We start from the raw sequence: 19,664 nt of genomic DNA on the forward strand, positions 1-19,664 counted from the left end.
TCGACGCGCTTTCCGGTTAACTGTTAGGCTGTTTTTTCTAACAGCTGCTGGACCCGCCATGCGCCCGCACAGCCTTCATGACCAGTTGAAACAGCGCCTCGAAGCCGGCGAATGGCTGCCTGGCCAGCGCATGCCGTCCATCCGCAAGTTGACGGCGGCGGTTGGCTGCAGCTACCACGATGTCGTCTCCAGCTATGCCCGATTGGTAAGCGAAGGTGTGTTGACCGCCATTCCTGGCCGCGGCTACTTCGTCGCCAGCCACACACGGCAAACCGGCACAGTGGATACGCCCGCAGGCATGGCCGACGACCCGCTGTTCAAGTTGCTGCAGGGGGGCCAGCACTACACCAAACTGGGCAGCGGCTGGCTACCACCCGCCTGGCGAGACACCGAACTGCTGGCCAGGGCAATTCGGCGCACGGCACGCCTGGAGCAGAGTTCGCTGGCAGAATATGGCGACATCCAGGGCTACCTGCCCATGCGCAAGCAGTTGTGCGTGCACCTGAAACGCCTGACCCGTGTCGATGCCCGGCCAACTCAGTTGCTGACTACGCTGGGCGCCACACAAGCGCTGGACCTGGTGGCGCGGTTGTTGATCAAGCCAGGCGATCACGTGTTCGTCGACGAGCCCGGCAATGGCAACCTGATCAAGCTGATCCAGTTGGCCGGGGGCCATGTGGTCGGGGTGCGCCGAACCCAGGACGGACCGAGCGTGGAAGACATGAAGGAGCACCTGGCCAGGCACAAGGTCAAGGCATTCTTCTGCAACAGTACCTTCCACAACCCGACCGGCGGCAACATCAGCCCGCACAATGCCTTTAGCGTCCTGCGCCTGGCGGTGGAACACGACTTCTTCGTGGTCGAGGACGATGTCTACGGCGACTTCAGTCCGGGTGTGCGCCAGACCTTTGCCGAACTGGACGACCTTGAGCGGGTCATCTACATCGGCAGCTTCTCGAAATGCCTGTCCGCCTCATTGCGCGTGGGCTACATCGCATGCTCGGCAGAGCTGATGGAGCCGCTGACACGCCTGAAGCTGCTGACCTGCGTGGCGGTACCGGCGTTTTGCGAGCGCTTCGTCAACACCATCTTGTCCGACGGCACCTATGCCCGGCACATGCAAGACCTGCAGCAGCGCCTGATCCGGCAGCAGGCGCAGACCCAGCAGTTGTTGCGGGCGCGTGGCTGGCAATTCGACATAACGCCCCAAGGTGGCATGTTCCTGTGGGTCTACCACCCCGAACTGGCCGACCTGCAGCCCTTCATGCGTCGCCTGGAACAGCACAAAGTGCTATTGATGCCGGGCTCGGCCTTCGCCGTCAGCCGTGACTATCAACGCCTTGCTCGCATCAATTGCACGCACTTTTCCGACGCCGTGGCCGAACATTTCAAGGTTTGAGTGCATGTCTTGATTTTTGAGGTGGCGCGCAAATCGAGCGCCGCCCGCGCGGCGCTTCGCAGCACAAGGCTGCTCCTACATCTGTTTCGGGCCAGTAATGCCTATGCCAGTGCACGCGACCGCCTTGTTCGTACAACGCGATATCGAGCCATGCGCCAAAGCGTTCGCGCACAAACCTCACAGGAATAATTGGCCCGAAATAGATGTAGGAGCAGCCTTGCGCTGCGAAGCGCCGCGCGGGCGGCGCTCGATCTCACAGGCACCACACACCCCACGCCAAGCACAAAAAATAAACCGCCCAGGGACCTTGCACGGCGCCTGCGCGCTCACTACCTTAGCGCCTTTCGAAACCCGCCACGCCTTGCAGGAGCCCTTGTCATGGCCGCCTCCGCCTTTCCTCCATTCCGCCCGCGGTTCGCAACCACTGCCACGCTGCTCGGCATGCTCGTGCTGGCCGGCTGCCAGACGGGCGGCTACCAGGACAGCGTGCCGCCGACCAGCGGTGTGCAGCCACTCAAGGGCCTGGCGCAGAACGTCTCGGTACGGCGCAACGCGATGGGCGCACCACTGATCGAAAGCAGCAGCTTCCATGACGCCCTGTTCAGCCTGGGCTATGTGCATGCCGGCGACCGCATCGAGCAGATGGTCGCCATGCGCCTGCTGGCCCAGGGCCGCCTGGCAGAACTGGCCGGCAGCGACGCGCTGGACATCGACCGCCTGATGCGCGCGGCCAACCTCAAGCAAAGCGCCGCCCAGCAGTACGCCGACGCGTCGCCACGGCTCAAGCGCTTCTTCGAAGTGTATGCACGCGGGGTCAACGCCTACCTGTTCCGCTACCGCGACAAGCTGCCCGCCGGCCTGGCCAGCAGTGGCTACCGCCCCGAATACTGGAAGCCCGAGGACTCGGCACTGATCTTCACCCTGTATGCGTTCAGCCAGTCGGTGAACCTGCAGGAAGAACTGAGCGCCCTGACCCTGGCGCAAAAAGCCGGCAGCGACAAGCTGGCCTGGCTGCTACCCGGCGCCCCGGACGAGCCGTTGGCCGAAGCCGAAGTGGACAAGCTCAAGGGCCTGAACCTGGCCAGCCAGTTGCCGGGGCTGCCAGCCCTGGCAGCCGCCAGCCAGAAGCTGGCCGACCTCGACCTTCTGGGCAGCCCGGGCTCGGCCAACCTGGCCCTGGCGCCGCAGCGCAGCCGCAGCGGCAAAAGCTTGCTGGCCAGCGACAGCCGAGCCGCCTGGGCCCTGAGCCCGGTGCAGATCCACACCGGCAAGTACCAGGTCGCCGGCCTGTCGTTGCCTGGCCTGCCGATCGTGCTGGCCGGCTACAACGGCAAGCTGGCCTGGAGCAGCAGCGCGGTCATGGCCGACAACCAGGATTTGTATCTGGAGCAACTGCGCTACCAGGGCAGCCAACTGAGCTACCTCGCCGACGGCAAATGGCTGCCGGCCCGTGCCCGTAGCGAAACCTTCTTCGTCCGCGGCCAGCGCCCGCTGCGCGAGGTGATGTACGACACCCGCCACGGCACCCTGCTGGCCCAGCCAGGCAATGCCAGCCTGGGCCTGGCGCTGAACCTGCCACAGTTCAAGGGCGACCGCAGCCTGGATGCGCTGTTCGACCTGACCCGTGCCAAGAGCGTGGAGCGTGCCTTCGACAGCACCCGTGAAGTGACCGCCGCCGCCCTCAACTTCATCTTCGCCGAACCCGAGCACATCGGCTGGCAAGTCAGTGGCCGCTACCCCAACCGCCGCGAAGGCCAGGGCCTGCTGCCCTCGCCGGGCTGGGACGGGCGCTACGACTGGGACGGCTATGCCGACCCGATGCTGCACCCTTACGACCAGGACCCGCCCGCCGGCTGGATCGGCCACGCCAACCAGCGCAGCCTGCCGCGCGGCTATGGCATGCAGCTGTCCAGCACCTGGTACTACCCAGAACGCGCCGAGCGCCTGGCCCAGAAGGCCGGCAATGGCCGCCACGACAGCCGCAGCCTGATGGCCCTGCAGAACGACCAGACCACCCTGCTGGCTGATAAGCTCAAGCAGATGTTCGACGCCCCGGGCATGGCCCAGCCGCTCAAGCAGGCGATCGATGCCCTGCCCGCCGCACAGCGTGACAAGGCCCGCGACGCGCTGGCCCGGCTCAAGGCCTTCGATGGCCGCCTGAGCCCGGTGTCGGCCGATGCCGCACTGTACGAACTGTTCCTCCAGGAAATGGCCCGGCAAACCTTCCTCGACGACCTGGGCCCGGAATCCGGCCCGGCCTGGCAGGCCTTCGTCAGCAATGCGCGGTTGTCGTTCTCGGCGCAGGCCGACCACCTGCTGGGCCGCGACGACAGCCCGTTCTGGGATGACCGCAATACCCCGCAGAAAGAAGACAAGCCGGCCATTCTCGCCCGCAGCCTGGCGGGCGCTGTGGATGCCGGCACCGCGCAACTGGGCGCCGACCGCCGCGCCTGGCAGTGGGGCAAGCTGCACCAGTACCGCTGGCCTGCACCGGCCTACCATGGCCTGGGCGATGCCCTCGGTCGCCCGCCGCTGGCTGCCGGTGGCGACTTCACCACCCTGGCCCTGACGCCATATGCCTGGGGCAGCGAATTCGACACCCGCCTGCCGGCCTCGGCACGGATGATCGTCGACTTCGGCCAGGCCGAGCCGTTGCAGGTGCTGACCAGCAGCGGGCAGTCCGGCAACCCGGCCAGCACGCATTACAGCGATGGGCTGGATGCCTGGTTCCAAGGGCGCTTCATGAGCCTGCCACTGCAGCAGCAGAACTTCGGGCGGGCGTATGGCAACCAGCGTTTGACGTTGGTGCCTGGGCGCTAGTGGAGCCTTTCCTGCTTACCGGCAGCCGCCCAGCTACCTAGCATCCTCGGTGCCGCACTGTTCCCGGACAGGTGCGGCGCACTTTCCATCAAGAGGATGATGAACATGGCTACAGAAACCCTGAAAATTGAAATTTCCTGGCCTGATACGCTCAAAGTTCCAGCTGGCGCTACCATCAATGCACAACTTTGGGTGGGAACCGCAATCGCCGACTACCGCATGATCAGCGACGGAGATGCCAGCGCCCCTGCGGTTTCTTCACCTGTCACCCTGGAAATCGCTTATGACACCGAGGACCTGCTGCCCGACAGCGTCGATACCACTTGGGATCACTTCCGTGCTTCGCCATATCTGATGCATGGCGGCAAACGCCTGAACATCGCCCGCGTCGCCAAGATCAGCATCGAAGAAGCCCGAAAATCGGGCTGGAAGGTCGCTATTTCCTGACGCGGGTCTGGCAGCCCTCGAGAGGGCTGCCTCACACATAGAACTTGTCGCAGGCCTCGACACTCTGACCTAGCAAGCCCTACTCCAGACGTTGAGCCATGGACCTCGTCATCGCCCGCCCCGAAGGCCTGTACTGCCCGCCCGGTGATTTCTACATCGACCCGTGGCGCCCCGTAGACCGCGCTGTTATTACCCATGGTCACGGCGACCATGCCCGCGTAGGCAACCGCCATTATCTCACCGCCGCCCCAGGCGCCGGCATCCTGCGCAGCCGCCTGGGCCAGGACATCGACCTGCAGACCCTGCCGTACGGCGAACGCCTGCTGCACCATGGCGTAACCCTGAGCCTGCACCCGGCCGGGCATGTACTGGGCTCGGCGCAAGTGCGCCTGGAGTACCAGGGCGAGGTCTGGGTCGCCTCTGGCGACTACAAAGTGGAACCCGACGGCACCTGCACGCCGTTCGAACCGGTGCGCTGCCACACGTTCATAACCGAATCGACCTTCGGCCTGCCCATCTATCGTTGGCCCAGCCAGGGCGAGATTTTCACCGGCATCAATGCCTGGTGGCGCGCCAATTGCGAACAGGGCAAAGCCAGCGTGCTGTTCTGCTATGCCTTCGGCAAGGCCCAGCGAATCCTCCACGGGCTGGACGCCAACATTGGCCCAGTCCTCGTGCATGGCGCTGTCGAACCGCTCAACCGGGTTTACCGGGACGCTGGCGTCTACCTTCCGCAAACCCGCTATGTGGGCGATATCCCACGCAACGACCCGCTGCTGCGCCAGGCACTGGTCCTGGCACCGCCTTCGGCGGGTGGCAGCAGCTGGATGCGCCGTTTCGGCGACTACAGCGATGCCTTCGCCAGTGGCTGGATGCTGTTGCGCGGCACCCGCCGCCGGCGCGGGGTAGACCGAGGCTTCGTGCTCTCGGACCATGCCGATTGGCCGGGGTTGCTCTGGGCCATCGGCCAGACTGGCGCAGAACGCGTGATGGTCACCCATGGCTCGGTCAATGTGCTGGTGCGCTACCTCATCGAACAAGGCCTTGATGCCCGCGCCTTCGTGACCGAGTACGGCGAGGAAGATGACGTGGTAGCCGCGGAGCCAGACGCATGAAAGCATTCGCCGAGCTGTACCTGAGGCTGGATGCGACTACCTCCAGCACTGCAAAGCTCACGGCGCTACGCGAATATTTCAGCACCGCCCCGGCTGGGGATGCCGCCTGGGCGGTGTACTTCCTGGCAGGTGGCCGCCCTCGCCAACTGGTGCCTACACGCGTGCTGCGGGAGCTGGCCGGCAGGTTGGCGGGGCTGCCTGACTGGCTGTTCGAGGAATGCTACCAGGCCGTTGGCGACCTGGCCGAAACCATTTCCCTGCTGGTACCGGAAAGCCACCACCCTGGCGACGACGGCCTCGCCCGCTGGGTCGAAGCCCATCTGCTGCCATTGCGCGGCCTGCCAGTCGAGGAGATCCAGCAACGCCTGCCGCCTCTTTGGGCCCAGCTGGACCGCCCCAGCCTGATGCTCTGCCTGAAGCTCATCACTGGCAGCTTTCGCGTGGGCGTATCGAAACTGTTGGTCACTCGCGCACTCGCGCAACTGGCCGGGCTGGATGCCAAACGCGTGGCCCAGCGCCTGGTTGGCTACACCGACATCAGCCACCGCCCGACGGCAGCCAGCTATCAACGGCTGATAGCCCCGGAATCAGACGATGAACATAGCTTGCGTGGCGGCCAGCCCTACCCGTTTTTCCTGGCCCACCCCCTGCAGGTATCAACCGAACAGCTCGATACACTGCTCGGGCCGCCGAGCGAATGGCAAATCGAGTGGAAATGGGACGGCATTCGTGCCCAGGTGGTCAAGCGCGAAGGCCAGCTGTGGGTCTGGTCGCGCGGTGAGGAACTGGTCACCGAACGCTTCCCCGAATTGCACAGCCTGGCGCAGACATTACCCGACGGTGTCGTGCTCGATGGCGAGATCCTGGTTTGGAAACCTGGTGGCTCAGCGGCTGAGCTGGCTGTGCAGCCATTTGCCCTGTTGCAGCAGCGCCTGGGACGCAAGACCTTGGGCAAGAAGCTGCTGAGCGACGCACCGGTCGTGCTGCAGGCCTACGACCTGCTGGAATGGCAAGGCGAGGACTGGCGCAGCCGCCCGCAGCATGCACGCCGCCAGCAGCTGGAGCAGGTACTTGAGCAGCACCCATTGGCCCCGGTATTGCTCTCGCCTCTGCTCGAAGGCCAGGACTGGGCCGACCTTGCCCACCAGCGCGAACAGTCCCGCAGCCTGGGGGTGGAAGGGCTGATGCTGAAACAGCGAGAGGCGTTGTATGGCGTGGGGCGCACCAAGGACATGGGCACCTGGTGGAAGTGGAAGATCGACCCGTTCAGCGTCGATGCCGTGCTGATCTATGCCCAGCGCGGCCACGGCCGGCGGGCCAGTTTGTACAGCGACTACACCTTCGCCGTGTGGGACGCGCCAGCCGGTACGCCGGGTCGGGCACTGGTCCCCTTTGCCAAGGCCTATTCAGGGCTCAGTGACGAAGAAATGCGCAAGGTCGACGCCATCATCCGCAAGACCACGGTTGAAACCTTCGGGCCGGTGCGCAGCGTGACGCCGACGCTGGTGTTCGAGTTGGGCTTCGAGGGCATCGCCCTGTCCAGGAGGCACAAGAGCGGCATTGCCGTGCGCTTTCCGCGGATGCTGCGCTGGCGGCTGGACAAGCCAGTGGAAGAAGCGGATGACCTGGCTACATTGCAGGCGCTGCTGGCCTGAAACAATTTCTGGACCGTGCTGGCTTCTTCGCGGGTAAACCCGCTCCCACAGGTCATGCACAAAAGCTGAGTTTTGTGCGATCCCTGTGGGAGCGGGTTTACCCGCGAAGAAGCCAGCACGGTGGCCAGGAGGGCACCGATGCAGGCGCAAGGCCAAAAACTGTGCTTCTATCTGTGTGCCGCCCCGTGTCGCAGACCGTTTTCGCCACGCACCCAGGACCACCATGCACCACTCAACTCACGACCTGCTCTCGCCCGTTCCGGGCATCACCCGCCAGTTGCACAGCTTCCACTTCGGACCTCGCGGTGGCGGCAAAGTCTATATCCAGGCCTCGCTGCATGCCGACGAACTGCCCGGCATGCTGGTGGCCTGGCACCTCAAGCGCCGCCTGGGTGAACTGGAACAGCAAGACCGCCTGCAGCGCGAGATCATCCTGGTGCCGGTGGCCAACCCGGTCGGCCTGGAACAAGTGCTGCTGGACGCGCCGCTGGGGCGTTTCGAACTGCAAAGCGGCGAGAACTTCAACCGTAACTTCGTCGATCTTTCCGACAGCATCGGCGACCAGATCGAAGAACACCTGACCGAAGACCCGGCACACAACCTCGCGCTGATCCGCGAATACCTGCGGCGGGGGCTGGACGCACACCCGGCGCGCACACCGCTGCAGGCCCAACGCCTGATATTGCAGCGCCTTGCCTGCGATGCCGACATGGTGCTGGACCTGCACTGCGACTTCGAGGCGGTCGAGCACCTGTACACCACGCCAGACGCCTGGCCGCAGATCGAACCTCTGGCCCGCTACCTGGGTGCCCAAGCCAGCCTGCTTGCCACCGACTCTGGCGGGCAGTCGTTCGATGAATGCTTCAGCCTGGTCTGGTGGCAGCTGCAACAACGCTTCGGCAAACGTTTCCCGATTCCGCTGGGCTGCTGCTCGGTCACCGTCGAGTTGCGCGGCCAGGCCGATGTTAGCCACGACCTGGCCAGCAAGGACTGCCAGGCGATCCTCGACTTCCTTACCCATGCGGGGGTCATCGAAGGCGCAAGCCCGGCCCTGCCCGCCTACCGCTGCCCGGCCACGCCACTGGCCGCAGTAGAACCGGTGATAACGCCACTGGGCGGGTTGCTGGTGTACCACGCCCGGCCAGGCCAGCACTTGGAAGCGGGCCAGCTGATCGCTGAAGTCATCGACCCGCTCAACGACCGGGTGACGGCCATCCGCAACAGCCAGCCCGGCCTGCTGTATGCACGTAACGTACGGCGCATGGCTACCGCAGGCATGGTCATCGCCCACGTCGCAGGCGAGCAGGTGTGCCGCAGCGGCTATCTGCTGGCAAACTGATCCGGTAAAACCATTGCGCCTGGCTGGTTGTCTGTAGAAACACAGCCACCGAAGGACCCTATGCCCCATGCCAGCCGCCACCGACCTTGCCAAGGCCTGGTTCGCCAAGCGTGGCTGGAAACCTTTCGCTTTCCAGCGCCGTGTCTGGGCCGCCGTGGAACGGGGCGAATCCGGCTTGCTGCATGCCAGTACCGGTGCCGGCAAGACCTACGCGGTATGGCTCGCCGCACTGAGGGCCTTCAAGGCCGAAGCCCAAGGACGTCATGCTGCACCCTTGCAGGTGGTGTGGGTTACCCCCATGCGAGCCTTGGCCGCCGACACCGCCCGCGCACTGCAAATGCCGCTGGACGACCTGGGCCTGCCCTGGAGCGTGGGCATTCGCAGCGGCGACACCGGCAGTGCCGAACGTGCCCGGCAAGCACGGCGCCTGCCCAGTGTACTGATCACTACACCTGAAAGCCTTACGCTGCTGTTGACCCGGGCACAAGCTCGCGAAGACTTCGCCACACTGCGCCTGGTAGTGGTGGACGAATGGCACGAACTACTGGGCAACAAGCGTGGGGTACAACTGCAACTGGCTTTGGCCCGCCTGCGCCACTGGCACTCGAGCCTGCCGACCTGGGGCCTGTCCGCGACCCTCGGCAATCTCCAATATGCGCTGGACGTATTGCAGCCACAAGGCGGCCTGCTGGTACAAGGCCGACAGGACAAGCAGTTGCAGATCGATACCCTGCTGCCAACGGCCATCGAGCGCTTCCCCTGGGCTGGGCACATGGGTTTGAAGATGCTCGATCAGGTCAGCCGGGAGATAGATGCCAGCACTAGTTGCCTTGTCTTCACCAACACTCGGGCGCAGGCCGAACTCTGGTACCAGGCCCTGCTCGAGGTACGCCCCGAGTGGGCCGGGCTGATTGCCTTGCACCATGCCTCACTGGCCCGCGATACCCGTGACTGGGTCGAGCGCAGCCTCAAGCAAGGCAACCTGAAGGCAGTGATCTGCACCTCCAGCCTGGACCTGGGGGTGGACTTCCTTCCCGTGGAGCGAGTACTGCAGATCGGTTCCGCCAAGGGCATTGCCCGTCTCGTGCAACGGGCCGGGCGCTCCGGCCATGCGCCGGGGCGGCGCTCCCGGGTTACTCTGGTGCCCACCCACAGCCTGGAACTGGTGGAAGCAGCCGCCGCCAGGCACGCCCTGGCAGCCGGGCACATCGAAGCCCGGCATTCGCCACGCTTGTGCATGGACGTGCTGGTGCAACACTTGGTAAGCATGGCTTTGGGCAGCGGCTTTCACCCGCAGCAGTTGCTGGCCGAAGTGCGCAGTACCTGGGCCTTCAGCGAATTGCGCGACAGCCAGTGGCAATGGGCGCTGGACTTCGTCTGCCATGGCGGCAGCTCACTCAGCGCCTACCCAGACTACCAGCGCGTCGAGCGCCAGCCCGACGGCACTTACAAGGTTGCCAGCGAACGTTTGGCACGTCGCCACCGCATGAGTATCGGTACCATCGTCAGCGACGCCAGCCTGCAGCTCAAGTACTGGAGCAAGGGCGGTGGGGGCAAGGCGCTGGGCAGCGTCGAAGAGGCGTTCATTGCCCGTTTGCGCCCTGGCGACACCTTGGTGTTCGCCGGGCGAGTGCTGGAACTGGTGCGCGTGGAAAACATGACGGCCTACGTACGCCGCAGTACCGCGCGCAAGGCAGCGGTTGCACGCTGGAATGGTGGCCGCATGCCGCTCTCCAGCGAACTGGCCGACGCACTGGTCGAGCAGCTCGGCGCAGCATCCCAAGGGCGCTTTCAAAGCCCGGAGATGCGTGCAGTACGCCCCCTGCTTGCCTTGCAGGCGCAATGGTCGGCGCTGCCCACCCCCGAAACGCTGCTGGCAGAAACCTTCAAGTCGCGCCAGGGTTGGCACCTGTTCCTGTATCCGTTCGCCGGGCGCATGGCCAACCTTGGCCTGGCCAACCTGATCGCCTGGCGGGTGAGCCGCGTGCAGCCGCTTTCGGTTTCGATTGCGGTCAATGACTACGGGTTCGAACTGCTCAGCCCGGGCAACGTGGACTGGGCCACACACCTTCCGCAGGCACTTGGTACCGAACACCTGCTGGATGATGTACTGGCCAGCCTCAACGCAGGAGAAATGGCGTTGCGTCGTTTTCGCGAGATCGCACAGATTGCCGGGTTGGTGTTTGGCGGGTATCCGGCGGCGCAGAAAAGCCTCAGGCAGATCCAGGCCTCCAGCGGCTTGTTTTATGAGGTATTTCGCAAGCATGACACCGGCAACCTGCTGCTGGCCCAGGCACGGGACGAGGTGCTGAATGAGGAACTGGAGATCGAGCGGTTGCACCGGCAATTGCTGAAGATGGGCAAGTTACAGCTGGAACTGCGACCACTCAAACGGCCCGGACCGTTGGCATTTGCCTTGCTGGTGGAAGGCATGCGCGAAACGTTGAGCACCGAGAGACTGGCGGACCGGATTGCGAGGATGGTCGCGGAGCTGAACAGTGCGGCGGACGCTACGGAATGACCAACCTTTTACCCATCGAACACCATGGCCAAGTGCTCTGGCTGCTTTCGGACAAGGCCATTTACTGGCCAGCCCGTCATGCCCTGCTGGTGGCCGACCTGCACATCGGCAAGGCAGCAAGCTATCGCGCCTTGCACCAACCGGTACCGCGCGGCACCACCGAGGCGACACTCGCTCGCCTGGATGCATTGCTGGCAAGGCATGATTGCGAGCAACTGATCATTCTTGGCGATTTTCTGCATGCGCGCGCAGCGCAGGCACCGGCAACTTTGGCAACGCTGCAGGCCTGGCGAGAGCGCCACAGAACCCTGAAAATCGTGCTGATCCGCGGCAATCATGATCGAAACGCCGGTGACCCGCCCGCGTCACTCGGTATCGAAGTCGTGAGCGAACCCTGGCTGTTGGGACCCTTTGCGCTACAGCACGAACCCCGCCCCCACCCGACCCAACCGGTGTTGGCAGGGCACGTACACCCGGTATTCGTCCTGCGCGGCAAGGCCCGGCAACGCCTGCGATTGCCATGCTTCCTGATCGATGGACAGGTCAGCCTGCTGCCGGCGTTCGGTGAATTTACCGGGGGTTGGGAAATTGCCCCCACGGGCGCCAGCCGGGTGTTCCTGACCGGTGCAGACCGCGTCTGGCCGCTCTAGCCCAGATCACTCAGGCTACAGGTGCCGGTGGAGGCTCGTCCGGCAGGGTCGGCTCGCCCGGCTCCATGGGTGGTGTTTCACCGGGCTCCGGCGGTTGTGGGGTATCCGGGTCAGGCTGGTGGGGCACGCCCCCCGCCTGCATCGGCAGCGGGTGTGCCAGCAGTGACCATGGTAGCAACCCGACGTGGTTGGGCTGCAGGCCTGCCAGCTTGGCACTGATTGCGGGGTGGAGTTTCATTGGCTGCTCCTGGCAAGGCCGCTACGCGTCATGCGTACCGGCGTTATCCAGTTGGAGTGCCAAAGGCGCGGGGAATTCCCCGCGCTTGTCGGCTCAGGTACGCGGCAGGGTGACGCCGCGCTGGCCCTGGTACTTGCCGCCACGGTCCTTGTACGACACTTCGCATTCTTCGTCGGACTGCAGGAACAGCATCTGGGCCACACCTTCGTTGGCGTAGATCTTCGCCGGCAGCGTGGTGGTATTGGAGAACTCCAGTGTCACATGGCCTTCCCACTCGGGCTCGAGCGGGGTGACATTGACGATGATGCCGCAACGGGCGTAGGTGCTCTTGCCCAGGCAGATGGTCAACACATCACGCGGAATGCGGAAATACTCGACGGTACGCGCCAGGGCGAAGGAGTTCGGCGGGATGATGCACACGTCGCTCTTGATGTCGACGAAACTGCCTGCATCGAAGTTCTTCGGGTCGACGGTGGCCGAGTTGATGTTGGTAAACACCTTGAATTCGTCGGCGCAGCGCACGTCGTAGCCGTAGCTGGAGACGCCGAAGGAGATCACCCGGCTGTCCTGTTCGCCGCGCACCTGGCGCTCGACGAACGGTTCGATCATGCCGTGTTCCTGCGCCATGCGGCGAATCCACTTGTCCGATTTGATGCTCATGGCGGGGTGTCCTGAAGAGTTGCGAGGTGAAAATTCGAGACGCGCATCTTACCGGTCCCGGCGCCCAGGTTAAAGTTCCATGCCTCATCCCGCGCCGGGCGGGGGCTTCAGCCGCCGTCGATCCGAATTTGCGTAAAGCGCCTTCTGACCATTGGCAGGTTGCGGAAAGTGGGGTAAGGTGGCGCCACTGTGCTGCACGTGACACCGAGAATCTCTAGTTTGATGCACGATCCTGATCGGCCCATCGCTGAATTTTCTGCTCTCTTTGCGCTCAGTCCCGGCCAGGGTTTTTCCTGACCGTTATCAAATTGTCCAAGGAGACAGAAAAATGTCCAACCGTCAATCCGGTGTTGTTAAGTGGTTCAACGATGAGAAAGGCTACGGCTTCATCACCCCTCAGTCGGGCGACGACCTGTTCGTGCACTTCAAAGCCATCCAAGCTGACGGCTTCAAAACCCTGAAAGAAGGCCAGGCTGTTACTTTCGTCGCTACCCGCGGCCAGAAAGGCATGCAGGCTGAAGAAGTTCAGATCGCCTAAGTCGATCGAAGCTTCCTAGCTTTCAAAAAACCCGCCTTCCGGCGGGTTTTTTTATGCCTGGTCGAAAGACCGAGTCTGCCTCTTCGCGGGTAAACCCGCTCCCACAGGGACAGCGCGGTACTTGAAGTCTGCGCTGTACCTGTGGGAGCGGGTTTACCCGCGAAGCAGGCGACTCGGTCTGCCAGTCAATCTTCGCTGATGGTAATGCTAGGCATCGCCGGCGCAGCAGCTTCCTGCAGCACGATCCGCGCGCCCACCTGACGGGCCAGCTCCTGATAGACCATCGCAATCTGGCTTTCCGGCTCGGCGATCGCCGTCGGCTTGCCACTATCGGCCTGCTCGCGAATCAGCATCGACAGCGGCAACGACGCCAACAGGTCGACGCCATACTGGCTCGCCAGCTTCTCGCCACCGCCTTCGCCGAACAGGTGCTCGGCATGACCGCAGTTCGAGCAGATGTGCACGGCCATGTTCTCCACCACGCCCAGCACCGGGATATTGACCTTGCGGAACATCTCCACGCCCTTCTTGGCATCCAGCAGGGCCAGGTCCTGCGGGGTGGTGACGATCACCGAACCGGCAACCGGTACCTTCTGCGCCAGGGTCAGCTGGATGTCACCGGTGCCCGGCGGCATGTCGATCACCAGGTAATCCAGGTCGTCCCAGGCAGTCTGGGTCACCAGCTGCAGCAGCGCGCCGGAAACCATAGGGCCACGCCATACCATCGGCGTGTTGTCGTCGGTAAGGAACGCCATGGACATGACTTCCACGCCATGGGCCTTGATCGGCACGAACCACTTCTGCTCGCGAATCTGCGGGCGGGTGCCTTCGGCGATGCCGAACATCACGCCCTGGCTGGGGCCATAGATATCGGCATCGAGAATACCCACCCGCGCGCCCTCGCGAGCCAGCGCCAGGGCCAGGTTGGCCGCGGTGGTCGACTTGCCCACACCGCCCTTGCCCGAGGCCACGGCGATGATGTTCTTGACGTTGGCCATTGCCGGCACCTGAGCCTGGGCCTTGTGCGCAGCCACCACGCAGTCGATCGACACCTGGGCACTGCTGACGCCCTCCAGGTTGCCGATGGCGGTCTGCAGCACCTGGGCCCAGCCGTTCTTGAACAGCCCTGCGGCATAACCCAGTTGCAATTGCACGCTGACCTGGCCGCCCTGGATATCGATTGCGCGCACACAGCCGGCGCTGATCGGGTCCTGGTTCAGGTAGGGGTCGGTGTACTGGCGAAGCACGCCTTCGACGGCGGCACGGGTGACGGCACTCATGGAGACTCCCAATGGCAAACTGAATGTAAAACAGACGCCTATCCTAACCCGTCAATCGTCAGCAGATGCGCATGCGGGGTGAAATATCTTCGCCAGCCCTTTATAGTGGCCGATCAACCTCATTTTTACCCCGTCGCCAGATAAGTAGCCGAGCCACCATGTCCGAGCCACGTCAGATTCTCGTCACCAGCGCCTTGCCCTATGCCAACGGATCGATCCACCTTGGCCATATGCTCGAGTACATCCAGACAGACATGTGGGTCCGCTTCCAGAAGCTGCGCGGCAACCAGTGCATCTACGTCTGCGCCGACGACGCCCACGGTTCGGCCATCATGCTGCGCGCCGAGAAGGAAGGCATCACCCCGGAACAGCTGATCGCCAACGTCCAGGCCGAACACAGCAGCGACTTCGCCGACTTCCTGGTGGACTTCGACAACTTCCACTCCACCCACAGCGAAGAAAACCGCGAGCTGTCGGGCCTGATCTACGCGCGCCTGCGAGACGCCGGGCACATCGCCACCCGTTCGGTAACCCAGTATTTCGACCCGGAAAAGGGGATGTTCCTCGCCGACCGCTTCATCAAGGGCACCTGCCCCAAGTGCGCGGCCGAAGACCAGTACGGCGACAACTGCGAGAAATGCGGCGCCACCTACGCGCCCACCGAGCTGAAGAACCCCAAGTCGGCCATCTCTGGTGCCACCCCGGTATTGCGTGATTCCCAGCACTTCTTCTTCAAGCTGCCGGACTTCCAGGCCATGCTGCAACAGTGGACCCGTAGCGGCACGCTGCAGGACGCGGTAGCCAACAAGCTGGCCGAATGGCTGGACTCGGGCCTGCAGGAGTGGGACATCTCGCGCGACGCGCCGTACTTCGGCTTCGAGATCCCAGGCGAGCCAGGCAAGTACTTCTACGTGTGGCTGGATGCACCGATCGGCTACATGGCCAGCTTCAAGAACCTTTGTGCACGCCGCCCGGAGCTGGACTTCGACGCGTTCTGGAACGAAGGCTCCAAGGCCGAGCTGTACCACTTCATCGGCAAGGACATCGTCAACTTCCACGCCCTGTTCTGGCCAGCCATGCTCGAAGGCGCGGGCTTCCGCAAGCCGAGCGCGGTCAACGTGCACGGCTACCTGACCGTGAACGGCGCCAAGATGTCCAAGTCGCGCGGTACCTTCATCAAGGCCCGCACCTACCTCGACCACCTGCAGCCGGAATACCTGCGTTACTACTACGCTGCCAAGCTGGGCCGTGGCGTCGATGACCTGGACCTGAACCTGGAAGACTTCGTGCAGAAGGTCAACTCCGACCTGGTCGGCAAGGTGGTCAACATCGCCAGCCGCTGCGCCGGTTTCATCCACAAGGGCAATGAAGGCGTGATGGTGGCTGGCGATGCTGCACCGGAGCTGACCGAAGCCTTCCTGGCCGCCGCCCCGTCGATCGCCGACGCCTATGAAGGCCGCGACTTCGGCCGTGCCATGCGCGAAATCATGGCGCTGGCCGATCGCGCCAACGCCTGGATCGCTGACAAGGCCCCATGGTCGCTGGCCAAACAGGAAGGCAAGCAGGATGAAGTTCAGGCCATCTGCGCCCAAGGCATCAACCTGTTCCGTCAGCTGGTGATCTTCCTCAAGCCGGTGCTGCCGGTACTGGCTGCCGACGCCGAGGCCTTCCTCAACGTGGCACCACTGACCTGGAACGACCACCTGTCGCGCCTGGAAAACCACCAATTGAACCCGTTCAAGGCGCTGATGAGCCGCATCGAACCGGCCAAGGTCGAAGCCATGGTCGCCGCCAGCAAGGAAGACCTGCTGGCCGCCGAAGCCAAGGCCCCGGCCGGCAATGGCGAGCTGGCCAAGGACCCACTGTCGGCGGAAATCGAGTTCGACACCTTCGCTGCCGTCGACCTGCGCGTGGCGCTGATCGTCAAGGCCGAGGCCGTACCGGGCGCGGACAAGCTACTGCAACTGACACTGGACATCGGTGACGAGCGCCGCAACGTGTTTTCCGGCATCAAGTCGGCGTACCCCGACCCGTCCCAGCTGGAAGGCCGGCTGACCATGATGGTGGCCAACCTCAAGCCACGGAAGATGCGCTTTGGGGTGTCCGAAGGGATGGTCATGGCGGCCGGGCCTGGCGGTGAAGAGATCTACCTGCTGAGCCCGGACAGCGGTGCCAAGCCAGGCCAGCGCATCAAGTAACAAAACCTGCTGGACCTTGTGGGAGCGGGCGTGCCCGCGAAACTGACTACGCGGTGCATGGCACCGGCGTTTCCGGTGTTCGCGGGCACGCCCGCTCTCACAATGACTCCGGCACCTTGATGCCAAACCCGGACAATCGCCCCGATTCCCGGCTATCGTCATCTCATGAGCGACTACATCCTGGTACTGATCAGCGCTGCGCTGGTCAATCACCTGTGCCTGCAACAACAGCCATTCCCAAGGCTGCACCTCCACGTGCACGGCCTCGCCTGCGCACTGTGCATTGCCTTGGGCGTGATCGGCGCACAACTACTGGTGCGCGGGGTGCTTGCCCCACTGCAAGCCCAGGACCTTGCCCTGTTCCTGTTGTTGCCCTGGCTGGCCGTGCTTGCCTGGGGCGTACCATGGCTACTGACAAGATGGCGCCCGAGCTGGCCGGTGACGCAACTGCCCGCGCTGCTGTTGAGCAACGCGGTCGTACTGGGCTTGACCCTGCAACAGGCAAGCGACGAAAGCACATGGCTCGCTACCTTGCTGCAAGGCCTGCTGGTCGGCGGCGGCTTCTGGCTGGCGTTGGTGCTGTTCGCCGACCTGCGCCAGCGCAGCGCTCATGCCGACGTCCCCGGGGCAATGCGCGGCCTGCCCATCGAACTGCTTGGGGCCGGAGTAATGGCCATGGCGTTTTCCGGCTTCAACGGGCTGTTCGCCCAATGACCGCCAAGCCCGACCCGCGGCTACGCACCAGCATGGGCCTGGTGTTGCTGGCCTGCGTACCTGGCCTGCTGGCGCTGTTCTGGCTGCATGGCTGGAGTTTGCTACTGAACCTGTTGCTGTGCGCAAGCACCGCGCTGCTGTGCGAGGCGCTGTTGCTTACCTTGCGAGCACAACCGCTGCGCACGGCGCTGAACGACGGCAGCGCGCTGGTGACCGCCGTGCTGCTGGCCGCCGCCCTGCCCACCTTGGCACCCTGGTGGTTGCCGGTGGTCGCTACCAGCGTTGCCATCGGCATCGGCAAGCAGGCCTTTGGCGGGGTTGGGCGCAACCTGTTCAACCCGGCCATGGTCGGCTACGCCTTCGTGCTGCTGAGCTTCCCGTTGCAGATGAGCCATTGGCCGGGGCCGGCACCAGGCCTGCTCGACAGCCTGCAGCTGGTGTTCGCCGGCGGCGAGCAGATCGATGCCTGGGCCAGGCCGACGCTGCTCGACGGCCTTCGCCACAACCACAGCCTGACCATCGATGAACTGTTCGCCGGTCACCCGGGCTTCGGCAGCATCGGTGGACGGGGCAGCGAATGGGTCAACCTGGCGTTCCTGCTGGGTGGCCTGTTTCTGCTGCAACGCAAGGTTATCAGTTGGCATGCGCCGGCCGGTCTGCTGGCTGGGTTGTTCCTGTTCAGCCTGCTGGGCTGGAATGGCTCGGGCTCGGACTCCAACGGCTCTCCCCTGGTGCACCTGTTCTCCGGCTCGACAATGATGGCGGCGTTCTTCATTGCCACCGAACCGGTGTCCGGGCCCCGGCAGGAGTGGGCGAAGCTGGGTTTCGGCCTGGGGGCGGGCCTGCTGATCTATCTGATCCGCACCTGGGGTAGCTACCCGGACGGTACAGCGTTCGCCGTCCTGCTCATGAACCTCATGGCGCCGAGCCTCGAACGCCTGGCTCTGCAGCGCCAGCAGGTTGCCCGATGAAGCGCCTGGTACGTGATGTGGGTTTGTTGCTCCTGACCGGAGCACTGGCGCTGTCGACCACTTTGGCCTGGCGGCACTGGACCAGCGCAGCCATCGCCGACGCCGAGAAGCAACTGAATAGCCGCCAGCGGCTGGCGGTGTTGCCAGAAGGCAGTTACGACAACCAACCTTTGGACAGCCCGTTGCCCAGGCCCGCCGCACAGCGGCCAAACAGCCGCATCCTGGCAGCTTACCGGGCAACGCTGGCGGGTAAACCGGCCGCCGTCATACTGGTCACAAAGGCCCAGGGCTATGCCGGGCCTATCGTGCTGAGCGTGGCCATCGCAGCGGACGGCCGACTGATCGGCAGCCAGGTGGTCGAGCAACAGGAAAGCCCTGGGTTGGGTGCACGCCTGGGTGATGCGCAGCTGAACTGGCTGGGGCAATTTGCCAACCGTCAGCTGGGCGATCACTGGGCGCTGAAGCGCGACCAGGGCGACTTTGATCAGTTGGCCGGCGCAACCGTGACCTCACGTGCAGTGATCGTCGCGCTACAGGAAGCGCTGAGCTACTTCGATGAGCAGCGCAGCGTATTGCTGGAGGGCGCCACGCATGAATAGGCTCTACCTGCTCGGCGCAAGCCTGGTGCCTCTGCTGGGCGCCACCCGAACACTGAGCGACGGCGCCACCATAGGCGTGTGCGCAGTGCTGCTGAGCAGCCTTCACCAGCTATCAATGGCCCCCCTGCGCCGACGGTCTGTCACCTGGACCTATGTACTGGCCAGCCTGCTGGTTCTGGCGGCCCTGGCCAGTTGTTTGCAACTGGCACTGCGTGCCTGGCTGCTGCCACTGGCACTCTCCCTCGGCCACTATCCCGCACTGCTGTGCCTGCAATGCCTGGCCATTGACTACCTGCTGCCCGATCAAGGGCGCTGGCGCCTGCTCGCCGGCCACCTTTGCGCGCTGCTTGCCACATGCCTGCTGCTTGGTGCCAGCCGCCAATGGCTGGCCGACGGTATCGGCCTGCACCTGGCCAGCCTGGCCCCGGGCGCCTTGCTACTGCTCGGACTGCTGTTGGCCTTGTACAATCGCCTGCGTCCGGGCCCTGCCCAATCACGTCATCAAGGAAAGCTCTGATTT

At 64.1% G+C, this 19,664-nt stretch carries 17 protein-coding genes; 14 read left to right on the forward strand and 3 right to left on the reverse strand.

Annotation, left to right across the window (positions count from 1 at the left end):
• The first annotated feature begins 58 nt into the window (after positions 1 to 58).
• From M1D87_RS20705 to pdeM, 8 genes are all read left to right on the forward strand, one after another.
• Positions 59 to 1,399, forward strand: a complete 1,341-nt coding sequence (locus M1D87_RS20705; protein ID WP_123084192.1) for an aminotransferase-like domain-containing protein — start codon at positions 59 to 61, stop codon at positions 1,397 to 1,399.
• A 378-nt stretch (positions 1,400 to 1,777) separates the two neighbouring features.
• A complete protein-coding gene (locus M1D87_RS20710) occupies positions 1,778 to 4,219 on the forward strand; it encodes a penicillin acylase family protein (protein WP_421091832.1) in 2,442 nt (813 codons plus the stop codon).
• 105 nt (positions 4,220 to 4,324) lie between these two features.
• Positions 4,325 to 4,666: a hypothetical protein gene (locus tag M1D87_RS20715; RefSeq protein WP_123084190.1), complete on the forward strand. Its 342-nt coding sequence runs from the start codon at positions 4,325 to 4,327 to the stop codon at positions 4,664 to 4,666.
• A 98-nt stretch (positions 4,667 to 4,764) separates the two neighbouring features.
• A complete protein-coding gene (locus M1D87_RS20720) occupies positions 4,765 to 5,781 on the forward strand; it encodes a ligase-associated DNA damage response exonuclease (protein ID WP_123084189.1) in 1,017 nt (338 codons plus the stop codon).
• Entirely contained in the window at positions 5,778 to 7,436 is a 1,659-nt protein-coding gene (locus M1D87_RS20725; protein WP_322264927.1) for an ATP-dependent DNA ligase, read from the forward strand. Before M1D87_RS20720 ends, M1D87_RS20725 begins: the two co-directional genes overlap by 4 nt.
• A gap of 223 nt (positions 7,437 to 7,659) precedes the next feature.
• Positions 7,660 to 8,775, forward strand: coding sequence for a succinylglutamate desuccinylase/aspartoacylase family protein (locus M1D87_RS20730; protein WP_421091831.1), 1,116 nt, complete (start codon positions 7,660 to 7,662; stop codon positions 8,773 to 8,775).
• Positions 8,776 to 8,842: 67 nt separating this feature from the next.
• Entirely contained in the window at positions 8,843 to 11,296 is a 2,454-nt protein-coding gene (locus tag M1D87_RS20735; RefSeq protein ID WP_322264928.1) for a ligase-associated DNA damage response DEXH box helicase, read from the forward strand.
• On the forward strand, positions 11,293 to 11,946 hold the full coding sequence (pdeM, locus tag M1D87_RS20740; protein WP_024087661.1) for a ligase-associated DNA damage response endonuclease PdeM: 654 nt from the start codon (positions 11,293 to 11,295) through the stop codon (positions 11,944 to 11,946). The genes M1D87_RS20735 and pdeM overlap by 4 nt, the downstream gene beginning before the upstream one ends.
• Positions 11,947 to 11,956: 10 nt before the next feature.
• Here the strand turns inward: pdeM and M1D87_RS20745 are convergent, their stop codons facing one another.
• Positions 11,957 to 12,184, reverse strand: a complete 228-nt coding sequence (locus M1D87_RS20745; RefSeq protein ID WP_003254918.1) for a hypothetical protein — start codon at positions 12,182 to 12,184, stop codon at positions 11,957 to 11,959.
• 93 nt (positions 12,185 to 12,277) lie between these two features.
• On the reverse strand, positions 12,278 to 12,844 hold the full coding sequence (gene dcd, locus M1D87_RS20750) for a dCTP deaminase (RefSeq protein ID WP_003258001.1): 567 nt from the start codon (positions 12,842 to 12,844) through the stop codon (positions 12,278 to 12,280).
• Between the two features lie 328 nt (positions 12,845 to 13,172).
• On the opposite strand from dcd, the gene M1D87_RS20755 reads away from it, so the two are divergent.
• The gene (locus tag M1D87_RS20755) at positions 13,173 to 13,382 is read left to right on the forward strand and encodes a cold-shock protein (RefSeq protein WP_003254922.1); all 210 of its coding nucleotides are present in this window, start codon (positions 13,173 to 13,175) and stop codon (positions 13,380 to 13,382) included.
• A gap of 185 nt (positions 13,383 to 13,567) precedes the next feature.
• Here M1D87_RS20755 and apbC read toward each other — a convergent pair whose 3' ends face one another.
• Positions 13,568 to 14,662: an iron-sulfur cluster carrier protein ApbC gene (gene apbC, locus M1D87_RS20760; RefSeq protein WP_015271554.1), complete on the reverse strand. Its 1,095-nt coding sequence runs from the start codon at positions 14,660 to 14,662 to the stop codon at positions 13,568 to 13,570.
• A 158-nt stretch (positions 14,663 to 14,820) separates the two neighbouring features.
• Between apbC and metG the strand changes: the two genes are divergently transcribed.
• The 5 genes from metG (at position 14,821) to M1D87_RS20785 (ending at position 19,661) form a co-directional block, all read left to right on the forward strand.
• Positions 14,821 to 16,860: a methionine--tRNA ligase gene (metG, locus tag M1D87_RS20765; protein WP_015271555.1), complete on the forward strand. Its 2,040-nt coding sequence runs from the start codon at positions 14,821 to 14,823 to the stop codon at positions 16,858 to 16,860.
• Positions 16,861 to 17,025: 165 nt separating this feature from the next.
• A complete protein-coding gene (locus M1D87_RS20770) occupies positions 17,026 to 17,574 on the forward strand; it encodes an Rnf-Nqr domain containing protein (protein WP_123084186.1) in 549 nt (182 codons plus the stop codon).
• The gene (locus tag M1D87_RS20775) at positions 17,571 to 18,545 is read left to right on the forward strand and encodes an RnfABCDGE type electron transport complex subunit D (RefSeq protein ID WP_123084185.1); all 975 of its coding nucleotides are present in this window, start codon (positions 17,571 to 17,573) and stop codon (positions 18,543 to 18,545) included. The genes M1D87_RS20770 and M1D87_RS20775 overlap by 4 nt, the downstream gene beginning before the upstream one ends.
• The gene (locus tag M1D87_RS20780; RefSeq protein ID WP_123084184.1) at positions 18,542 to 19,144 is read left to right on the forward strand and encodes an RnfABCDGE type electron transport complex subunit G; all 603 of its coding nucleotides are present in this window, start codon (positions 18,542 to 18,544) and stop codon (positions 19,142 to 19,144) included. Before M1D87_RS20775 ends, M1D87_RS20780 begins: the two co-directional genes overlap by 4 nt.
• Complete coding sequence (locus M1D87_RS20785; protein ID WP_123084183.1) at positions 19,137 to 19,661, forward strand: NADH:quinone oxidoreductase; 525 nt, start codon at positions 19,137 to 19,139, stop codon at positions 19,659 to 19,661. The genes M1D87_RS20780 and M1D87_RS20785 overlap by 8 nt, the downstream gene beginning before the upstream one ends.
• Positions 19,662 to 19,664 lie beyond the last annotated feature (3 nt).

Source organism: Pseudomonas sp. SA233, from assembly GCF_054792385.1.